At 73.2% G+C, this 10636-nt stretch carries 2 protein-coding genes; both read left to right on the forward strand.

Features of this window, described 5'->3' with window-relative positions:
* Positions 1 to 3: 3 nt before the first annotated feature.
* A complete protein-coding gene (locus V1634_RS16740) occupies positions 4 to 4638 on the forward strand; it encodes a non-ribosomal peptide synthetase (RefSeq protein WP_331208754.1) in 4635 nt (1544 codons plus the stop codon).
* Positions 4635 to 10636: amino acid adenylation domain-containing protein (locus tag V1634_RS16745; protein ID WP_331208755.1), on the forward strand; the 6002-nt coding region annotated here is incomplete at its 3' end. The genes V1634_RS16740 and V1634_RS16745, both read left to right, overlap by 4 nt.

A 10636-nucleotide genomic window follows, 5' to 3' on the forward strand; every position in this document is an offset into this window, starting at 1 on the left:
CCGATGAGCGAGCCACAGGACCACCGCCTGCGGGCCGACGCCCTGTCGCCGGCCAAGCGCGCGCTGCTGATGCGCGCCCTGGCCGAGCGCGCCGCCACCGCCGACGGCATCCCGCGACACCCGGAGCGGCGCAGCGGGCCGATGTCGTTCGCCCAGCAACGCATCTGGTTCATGCACCAGTACGCCCCGGAGAGCCCGGCCCTCAACGACCACGTGGCGCTGCGCATGCACGGCCGACTGGACGTCGACACGCTGACCCGCGCGCTGCGCGACGTCGGCGCCCGGCACGACGTGCTGCGTACCGGCTTCCACGCGGTCGACGGCGTACCGACCCAGACCGTCGCCGACCTGCCCCCGCTCGAGATACCGGTCCGGCCGGTGCACGGGACCGACCCGGCCGACCGCGAGGCGGCCGCGCTGCGGATCGCCCGCGAGCACGTGCGGCGCCCGTTCGACATCGCACGCCCGCCGCTGCTGCGCCCGCTGTTGCTGGCGATCGACCCCGAGGACCACCTCTTCGTGCTCGCGATGCACCAGGTCGCGCTGGACGGCTGGTCGCTCGGGGTGCTCACCCGGGAGATCGTCGAGCTGTACCGGGCGTACCTGGAAGGCTCGCCGCCGGACCTGCCGGAGCTGCCGATCCAGTACCTCGACTTCGCCCGGTGGCAGCGCGCGAACACCGACCGGCACGCCGGCGACCTCGACTACTGGCGGCACCAGCTCGACGGAGCGCCACCGCTGCTGGAGCTGCCGACCGACCGGCCCCGGGCGGCGGACGCCCGCGGCGACGGCGACGTGCACCGCTTCACCGTGCCGGCGGGCCTCCTCGCCGCCGTGGACGGGCTGGCCGAGCAGACCGGTACGAGCCGGTTCATGGTGCTGCTCGCCGTCTTCGAGGTGCTGCTGGCCCGGCACAGCGGCGAGAGCGACATCTGCGTCGGCGTCCCCGTCGCCAACCGCAACCGCCAGGAGACCGAGAACCTGATCGGCTTCTTCGTCAACACGCTCGTGCTGCGGCTGCGGACCGGCGGCGCGACCAGCTTCCGGGACGTGCTGGACCGGGTACGCCAGACCACGCTGGACGCCTTCGGGCACCAGGACCTGCCGTTCGAGCGGCTCGTCGAGGAGCTGCAACCCGAGCGGGACCTGCGGCAGACGCCGCTGTTCCAGGTGATGTTCGTCCTGCAGAACGTCCCGCGCCCCGAGGTCGAGCTGCCCGGCCTCACCGTCCGACCGGCGCCGCTGCACAACGGCACCGCCAAGTACGACGTCACGCTGGAGCTGTTTCCCGCGCCGGACGGGCTGCTCGGACTCCTGGAGTACAGCACCGAGCTGTTCGACCGGGACCGCGTCGAGCGGATGTCGGCGCACTACCTGGCGCTGCTGCGGGCGGTCGTCGACGACCCCGGCGTGGACGTCGCACGGGCGCCGCTGCTGACCGGGGACGACTACCGCCGGATCGTGCTGGAGTGGAACGACACCGCCGTACCCGAGCCGTGGCCGGGCTGCGTGCACCACCTCGTCGAGCGGCAGGCGGCCCGTACCCCGGACGCGGTCGCGGTGCGCTGCGGCGCCGACGAGTCGACGTACGCCGCCCTGAACGCGCGGGCCAACCGGATCGCCCACGCGCTGCTGCGCCAGGGCACCGGCCGGGGTGACATCGTCGCGGTACTGGCCCGACGTGGCGTCGACTACCTGGCACTACTGCTCGGCATCCTCAAGACCGGCGCCGCCTACCTGCCGATCGAGCCGGACGCGCCCGGGGAGCGGCTGGCCGACCTGGTGCGGCGCAGCCGGTCCCGGACCGTGGTTGCCGGTGTCCGGCTCGACGAACTGCGGGCGGCGCTCGCCACCGCACCGTCCGGCGGATCCGACGACGACCCCGAGCCACGGGTCATACCCCTGACCGCGCTGACCGATGTGGACGGTTCTGCCGGCGACGAGGCCGACCCGGCACCGCGTGGCGGCCCGGGCGACCTCGCCTACGTGCTCTACACGTCCGGCTCCACCGGGGTGCCGAAGGGCGCGATGGTCGAGCACGCCGGCATGCTCAACCACGTCACCGCCAAGCTGGACGACCTCGGGGTGACCGCCGGCGACGTGGTGGCGCAGAACGGCCCTCAGTCGTTCGACGTGTCGGTCTGGCAGTTCCTCGCCCCGCTGGTGCGCGGCGCGGCGGTCGAGGTCTTCACCGACGAGGTGGCCCAGGAGCCGGCCCGGCTCCTCGCCGAGGTGCAGCGGACCGGTGTCACCGTGCTCCAGGTCGTACCGGCGGTGCTGCGCGGCATGGTCAGCGAGGCCGCCGCGCTCGGCGACGCCCGTCCGGCCCTGGCGGCACTGCGCTGGATGGTTCCGACCGGCGACGCGTTGCAGGCCGACCTGTGCCGGGAGTGGTTCGCGCTCTATCCGCACGTCCCGGTGCTCAACACGTACGGCTCGACCGAGTGCTCCGACGACCAGTGCCACCTGGCGATCACCGGCCCGGATCAGCTCGCCGGCCCGGCCGTGGTCGCCATCGGCACCCCGATCCGGAACATGCGCGGCTACGTCCTCGACCGGTACGGCGCACCGCAGCCGGTCGGCCTCCCCGGCGAACTGCACATCGGCGGAATCGGGGTGGGGCGCGGCTACCTCGACGACCCGGTACGCACCGCCGAGGTGTTCGTGCCGGACCCGTTCTCCGCGCTGCCCGGCGCCCGGCTCTACCGCACCCGTGACCTGGTGCGGCAGCGGCCGGACGGCGTCATCGACTTCCTCGGCCGCACCGACCACGTGGTCAAGGTGCGTGGCCACCGGATCGAACCGGGCGAGGTGGAGGCGGCGCTGAACGCGCACCCGAGGGTGCACGAGAGCGTGGTGGTGGCCCGTGCCGAGCCGGGCGGTGAGAAGCGGCTCGTCGCCTACCTGGTGCCGGCCGGCGACACACCGACGGACGGCACCGGCGACGGTGCGCGGGTGGCCGGTTGGCGCGGCGTCTTCGACGAGGTGTACGGCCAGGACACCGACGACACCGGGCTGAGCCGCCGGGTCTGGACCAGCAGCTACACCCGCCGGCCACTGCCGGACGCGGAGATCGCCGAGTGTGTCGCCGACACCGTCGGACGGATCCGGGCGCTCCGGCCACGACGGATCCTGGAGCTGGGCTGCGGCACCGGCCTGCTGCTGCGTCAGCTCGCGCCGCACTGCGACGCCTACCACGGCACGGACCTGTCGGCCGAGGCGGTGCGCCGGCTGCGCGAGGCGACGGCCGGTCAGCCGGGGACGCCGGAACTCCTCCTGCGGCACCAGGCCGCCGACGACTTCGCCGGCATCGCTCCGGGCGACTACGACGTGGTCGTCGTCAACGAGGTCGTGCAGTACTTCCCCGGCGTCGACTACCTGCGGCGGGTACTGGCGGGTGCGGCGCGGGCGGTCCGCCCCGGCGGTGCGGTCTTCGTCGGCGGGGTGCGCAGCCTCCCGCTGCTGCGCGCCTTCCACGCCTCCGTCGCGCTGGCCAACGCCGACCCACAGTGGACCACCGGTGCGCTCGCCCGGGAGGTGGACTGGGCCGTACGGGCGGAGAAGGAGCTGGCGGTCGATCCGGAGTTCTTCACCGCCGTACTGCCGGAGCTGGCCGGGATCGGCGCCGTCGAGATCGAGCTGAAGGGCGGTCGCGGCGACAACGAGTTCACCCGCTTCCGGTACGACGTGACGCTGCGGGCCGCCGCGCCGCCACCGGAGGGTCCGGTCCGGCTGGTCGAGTCGCCGGCCGGGTTCCGCGACGCCCTCGCCGTCGGTGACGGTGCGACCGTGCTGCTGCGCGGGGTGCGCAACGCACGACTCGCCGAGCCGGCCGCGCTGCTGGACCTGCTGGCCGACGCCGACATCGACCCGGACACCCCGGTGCGGCGCCTGCGCGACCTGGTTGCCGCGCGGGCCGCCGAGTGGGACGGCGTCGACCCGGTGGACCTGGTGGAGCTGGCCGACAAGTACGAGCGGCGGGCGGTGGTCTCCTGGTCCGGCAGCTCGCCGACCGCGTTCGACGTGGTGTGCCGTCCGGCGATCACAGTGTCCGGCCAGGGGCCGGCCCGCACCGCCCCGGTAGCGCTGCCGGTGTCCTGGGACCGGTTCGGCAACACCCCGATGTCCGGCGCCGCCGACGACCGGCTCGTCGAGGGGGTACGCGACCACCTCCGCCAGCGCCTCCCCGGCCATCTCGTACCCGACGCGTTCGTGGTGCTGGCGGCCCTGCCGCTCAACACCAGCGGGAAGGTCGACCGCAAGGCACTTCCGGCGCCGGGGCGGGCCAGCGAACGGCCGTACGTCCCGCCCTCCACCGAGACCGAGCGCGCCGTGGCGGAGATCTGGACGGCTGTGCTGGACGTCGAGCGGGTCGGCGCGGACGCCCGCTTCTTCGAACTCGGCGGGCATTCCCTGCTGGCCACCCAGGTGCAGTCGCGGGTCCGGGACCGGTTCGCCGTCGAACTGCCGCTGCGCAGCATGTTCGAGCACGACTCGGTTGCCGCGCTGGCCGCCGAGATCGACCGCCGCAGTGCCGCGGCGGCGGGCGGAACCGACCTGGAGGGGCTCCTCACCGAGGTGGAGGGGCTCAGCGACGCCGAGGTGGAACGGATGCTGGAAGAACGGGGACTGGCGTGACGGAACTGTCGAGCCGGATCGACGGGCTCTCGCCACGGCGGCGGGCCCTGCTGGAGCAGTTGCGGCGGGAGCGGTCGGACGCGGTCCGCCGCCGTCCCGAGGGTGCGGCGGCACCGCTCTCCTCGGCGCAGCGGCGCATGTGGTTCCTCGACCAGTACGACGCCGGCAGTGCCGTCTACAACGTCTACGTCGTCGTACGGCTGACCGGCCGTCTCGACGGCGACGCCCTCGCCGAGGCGGTCAGCGGGGTGGCCCGGCGGCACGAGATCCTGCGCACCGTCTACCCGTCCCGGGACGGCCGGGCCGAACAGGTGGTGCTGGCACCGGCACCGGTGCCGCTGCCGGTACGCGACCTGACCGGCCTGCCCGCCGCCGAGCGGTACGACGCCGCCCTGGCCGAGGCCGTGACGGAGGCGCGGGTGCCGTTCGACCTGCGGAACGGCCCACTGCTGCGGGCCGCCCTGCTCCGGATCGACGCCGAGGACCATCTCTTCGTCCTCACCATGCACCACATCGCGGCGGACGGCTGGTCGATGGGTGTGCTGGTCCAGGAGGTGGCGACCGGCTACGCCAGCGCCGTGGCCGGCGACGCCGCCGCGTTGCCCGCGCCACCCATCCAGTACGCCGACTACGCGCACTGGCAGCGTGACCGGCTCGCCAGCGGCGCCCTGGAGGCCGGGCTGGCGTACTGGCGGGAGCGGCTGGCCGGTGCCTCGGCCCCGGTCGAGCTGCCCGCCGACCGGCCCCGCCCGCCGGTGCGCGGCGACCGGGGGCGGCGACACCTCTTCTCCCTCGACCCGGAGCTGGTCGCGCGGGTGCGGCGGCTGTGCCGGGCGCACGACGTCACCCTCTTCATGGCGCTGCTGGCCGCGTTCACCGCACTGCTGGCGCGCTACACCGGCCGGGCCGACGTCCCGGTCGGCACGCCGATCGCCAACCGCACCCGCCCGGAGTTCGAGGGCCTGATCGGCTTCTTCGTCAATACGCTGGTCCTCCGCACCGACCTGCACGGCAACCCGACCTTCCGGGAGATCCTGCACCGGGTCCGGGAGGTCACCCTCGGTGCCTACGAGCATCAGGAGGTCCCGTTCGAGCGGCTCGTCGAGGAGCTGCGGCCGGACCGCGACCCCGGCCACACGCCGCTGTTCCAGGTGATGTTCGTGCTCCAGAACGCGCCACTGCCGCCGGTGACCGTGCCGGGGCTCACCATGGGCGTGGTCGACGTGCACAACGACACCGCCAAGTTCGACCTGACCCTGGTGATGACCGAGCTGGGGGACCAGGTCGAGGGGTGGCTGGAGTACGCCAGCGACCTCTTCGACGACGCCACCGTGCAGCGGATCGCGACGCACTACCGCACCCTGCTGGCCGGCGCCGTCGCGGCACCGGAGCGCCGGCTGTGGGAGCTGCCGGTACTCGACACCGGCACGCGACGGCGGATGGTCCGGGAGTGGAACCGCACCGCCACGCCGCCGTCGTCAATCACCGCCGTACACCAGCGGATCGCCACGCTCGCCGCCGCCGAGCCGGACCGGATCGCCGTGGCCGGCGCGGAGCTGCGGTTGCGCTACCGGGAGCTGGACCGCCGCGCGAACGCGCTCGCGCACCGGTTGCGCGAGCGCGGGGTCGGCCCGGACGTGCCGGTCGGGGTCTGCCTGGAGCGCTCGGTCGACCTGGTGGTGACCCTGCTCGCGGTGCACCGGGCCGGCGGGGCCTACCTGCCGCTGGACCCGGACCTGCCCCGGCAGCGGCTGGACTACCTGCTCGACGACGCCGGTGCGGCCGCCGTGGTCGCCCGGCCGGACCATCCGCTGGCCGCCACGGCGGCGGCGCTGGTACTGCCGTACGGCTGGGCCGCGACCGCCCCCGAGGCGGACGCGCCGTCGGCCGGAGAGGTCACCGGCGACCACCTCGGGTACGTCATCTACACGTCCGGCACGACCGGGCAGCCGAAGGGGGTCGCCAGCACCCACCGGGGCATGGTCAACCGGCTGGAGTGGATGGCGGCGGAGTACCCGCTCACCGGCGAAGACCGGATCCTGCAGAAGACGCCGGCCAGTTTCGACGTCTCGGTCTGGGAGTTCTTCTGGCCGCTGATGGCGGGTGCCGCAATCGTCGTCGCCCGACCCGACGGGCACCGCGACCCGGGCTACCTGGCCGAGCTGATCGTCGACGAACGGGTCACCGTCGTCCACTTCGTACCGTCGATGCTGCGGGCCTTCCTCGACCATCCCGGCGCCGCCCGCTGCACCGGCCTGCGGCACGTGGTGTGCAGCGGCGAGGCGCTGGCACCGGACCTGCTCGCCCGGTTCTTCGAGGTCCTGCCGGGCAGCGGGCTGCACAACCTCTACGGCCCGACCGAGGCGTCCATCGACGTCACCGCCTGGGCGTGCCGTCCGGAGGACTCCGCCGGTACGGTCCCGATCGGCCGGCCCATCGCCAACACCCGGACGTACGTGCTCGACCCGTGGCTCAATCCGGTACCGGTCGGCGTTCCGGGCGAGTTGTATCTGGCCGGTACCGGGCTGGCCCGCGGTTACCTGAACCGGCCGGCGCTGACGGCGGAGCGGTTCGTGCCCGACCCGTTCGGCGACGAGCCGGGCGGCCGGCTGTACCGCACCGGCGACCGGGCGCGCTACCGTCCCGACGGCGCGATCGAGTACCTGGACCGGATGGATCGGCAGGTGAAGATCCGTGGGTTGCGGGTGGAGCCGGGCGAGATCGAGGCGGCCCTGCACACCCATCCGTCGGTCGCCCGGGCGGCCGTCGTCGCCCGGACCGAGCCGACCGGACCGGCCCGGCTGGTCGGGTACGTCGTCGGCGCCGGCACCCCGCCCTCCGTCGCCGACCTCCGCGACCACCTCCTCGACCGGCTGCCCGAACACATGGTGCCGGCCACCTTCGTGTTCCTGGAAAGCCTGCCGCTGACCCCGAGCGGCAAGGTGGACCGGGCGGCGTTGCCGGAGCCGGACGACACCCGTCCGGAGATCGGCGAGTTCGTCGCACCCGCCGGTCCGGTCGAGGAGGCGCTGGCCCGGATCTGGGCCGACCTGCTCGGGCTCGACCGGGTCGGTGCCGGGGACAGCTTCTTCGCCCTCGGCGGTGACTCGATCCGGAGCATCCAGATGCTCTCCCGGGCCCGCGAGGAGGCCGGGCTGGACCTGTCGCTGCGGCAGGTGTTCGGGGAGCCGACGATCCGGGCGCTGGCCCGCGCCGGCCGGCCGCGGCCGGAACGGGGGCCGGCGACCGCTGCCGGGGAGCCGTTCGGGCTGCTGTCCGAGGCGGATCGCCGCCGGCTGCCGGAGGACGTCGTCGACGCGTACCCGCTCTCCGTGCTCCAGCACGGCATGATCTTCGACAACGAGTACCGGTCGGACTTCTCCATCTACCACGACGTCTTCGGCTTCCACCTGCGCGGGCCGTTCGACGCTACCGCCCTCGACACGGCGGTGGCCCGGCTCGTCGCCCGGCACCCGGTGCTGCGTACGTCGATCGACCTCGCCGGCTACGCCGAACCGCTCCAGCTCGTCTGGCGGGAGGGGCGGGTACCGGTGCGGGTGGCGGACCTGCGCGGCCTGGACCCGGCGGCCCAGCGGGAGCGGATCGCCGCCTGGACCGACGCGGAGAAGGTACGGCCGTTCGACTGGACCGTGCCGGCGCTGCTCCGGGTCCAGGTGCACCGGCTCGGCGACGACGAGTTCCGGTTCTCGCTCAGCTGCTCCAACACCATCCTCGACGGGTGGAGTGTCTCCACGCTGCTGACCGAACTGTTCCGGGCCTACGACGCGGAGCTGACCAGCGCGACGGGCTCGGACCCGCCCGTGCCGCGCAGCACCTTCCGGGACTTCGTCGCCGCCGAGCGGGCCTGCCTCGACGACGAGGAGACCCGGCGGTTCTGGCGGGAGCGGCTGGCCGACGCGGTCGCCACCCCGCTTCCGCGCTGGCCCCGACCGGCGGAGGCTCCCACCAGCGCGGACGGGGGCCGTCGGCGGCGACGCGTACGGGCGGTGCCGGTGGACGAGCCGGTCGAGATCGGCCTGCGGCGCCTCGCGCGGAGCACCGGCGTCCCGCTCAAGAGCGTCCTCGTGGCCGCCCACCTGAAGGTGGTCGCCGTGCTGGCCGGCCACGACCGGGCCGTCACCGGGATGGTCACGAACGGCCGGCTGGAGGAGCCCGACGCGGACCGGGTGCTCGGGCTCTTCCTCAACGTGGTTCCGCTCGTCGCCGACCTGGCCGGCGGTGACTGGGCCGCCGTCGTGCGCCAGGTCTTCGACGCCGAACGCGCACTGCTGCCGCACCGGCGCTACCCGGCCACCCGGCTGCGTCCGGCCGTCGGCCAGGAATGGTTCGAGACCGCCGTCAACTTCGTCAACTTCCACGTGTACGACGCGCTCGGTGACCTCGGCGCACTCGAACTCCTCGACGTCTCCACCTTCGACGACACGAACTTTCCGCTCTGGACGGAGTTCAGCGTCAACCCCCGCTCCGGCCGGGTCGAGCTGGAACTCTCCTACGACGCCGCCGTACTGGCCGACGAGCAGGTCGGCGCCATCGGCGGCTACTACGCCGCCGTGCTCGCCGCGATGGCCGTCGACCCCTCGACCCGACCCGACCGGGTCGACCTGCTCCCGGCGGCGTCCCGGGAGTGGTTGTTGTCGGAGGTGGCCGGTGACCGGGCTGCCGATGTGGGTGCTGAGGGTTCGGTGTTTGACCGGTTGGCGGGGGTGGTGGAGTCCTCTGGTCCTGCGGTGGCGTTGACGGATGGCTCGGGTGTGTCGGTGTCGTTCGCTGAGGTGGGGGAGTTGGTTGGTCGGTTGGCGGGGGTGTTGCGGTCGGTGGGGGTGGTGCGGGAGTCGGCTGTGGGGGTGTGTGTGTCCCGTGGGGTGGATCTGCCGGTGATCGTGTTGGCGGTGTGGTGGGCGGGTGGGGTGTATGTGCCGTTGGATCCGTCGTTGCCGGGGAGGCGGTTGGCGGAGATGGCGGAGGCTGCCGGTGTTTCGGTGTTGGTGTCTGCTGTGGACGGGGTGGCGGTGCCGGGGTTCGGGGGTGCGGTGGTGGACGTGTCCGGGGGTGTGGCGGGGTTGGTGGCGGGTTCGGTGGTTGGGGGTTCGGTGGTGGTGCCGGTGGTGCCGGTGGTGGGGCAGGGGGCGTTTGTGGTGTTCACGTCGGGGTCGACGGGTCGGCCGAAGGGTGTGGTGGTGGAGCACGGGGGGTTGTGGAATCGGTTGGTGTGGATGTGGGAGGGGTTTGGTTTTGGGGTGGGGGAGGTGGTGTGTCAGAAGACGAGTGTGGGTTTTGTGGATTCGGTGTGGGAGTTGGTGGGTGGGTTGTTGGCGGGGGTGCGGTCGGTGGTGGTCCCGGACGAGGTGGCACGGGACCCGGTACGACTGGTGGACGTGTTGGGGCGGGAACGGGTGACCAGACTCTGGCTGGTGCCGTCACTGCTGCGAGCGGTCCTGGACGCGGTCCCCGATCTCGGATCGCGGTTGCCGGAGCTGCGGATGTGGGTGAGTAGTGGTGAGGCGTTGCCGTGGTCGTTGTGGCACCGCTTCCACACCGCGATGCCGCACGCCCGACTCTTCAACCTCTACGGCACCTCGGAGATCTGGGACGCGACCTGGCACGACCCGTACGCGAACCCGGTGTCGCCGGTCGCGGCGTCGGTGCCGGTCGGTCGGCCGATTCGGGGTGTGCGGGTGTATGTGCTGGATGGGGTGGGTGGGTTGGTGCCGGTGGGTGTGCCGGGGGAGTTGTGGGTGGGTGGGGTGGGGGTGTCGCGGGGTTATCTGGGTGAGCCGGGGTTGACGGCGGATCGGTTTCGGCCGGATCCGTTCGGGGTGTCGGGTGGGCGGATGTATCGGACTGGGGATCTGGCGTGTGTGTTGCCGGATGGGCAGGTGCAGTTTCTGGGTCGGGTGGATCATCAGGTGAAGGTTCGTGGGGTGCGGGTGGAGCCGGCCGAGGTGGAGGCGGCTCTCGAACGCCACCCCGACGTACG

Origin of the sequence: Plantactinospora veratri, from assembly GCF_036421995.1 — a bacterium.
GTDB lineage: Bacteria > Actinomycetota > Actinomycetes > Mycobacteriales > Micromonosporaceae > Plantactinospora > Plantactinospora veratri.